The organism is Micromonospora sp. ALFpr18c, from assembly GCF_008868155.1.
GTDB lineage: Bacteria > Actinomycetota > Actinomycetes > Mycobacteriales > Micromonosporaceae > Micromonospora.
This window is the reverse complement of sequence record NZ_WBKR01000573.1, coordinates 1-246: the sequence shown is the minus strand read 5'-3', so window position 1 is coordinate 246 and position 246 is coordinate 1. Positions and strand designations below refer to the sequence as shown.

Sequence of the window (246 nt, the reverse complement as noted above, 5' to 3'; positions counted from 1 at the left end):
CCTGTCGCGGCACGTGGTGGTGGACCCACTGGCACTGGCCGCCGAGGCCGACCATCTCGCCACGGTCGGGGTACCCGACGCGCTCGACCGGCTGACCGTCGACGCCGACGCGCTGCTCGCCACCCCGACGAGGCACCCCGGGTCGCCGACTGCCATCGTCCGGCGGTGCTGCGTCGCAGGTTGACCGCCCTGCGGGACCGGCTGACCGCCGAACTGGGCCCGCTGGACGCCCCGCCGGTCGAGGAC

Annotated in this window: 1 pseudogene; it reads left to right on the top strand. The window is 76.0% G+C overall.

Annotated features, from left to right (window positions below):
* A pseudogene (locus tag F8271_RS32045) lies at nt 1-246 on the top strand (adenylosuccinate synthetase); the annotation flags it as partial.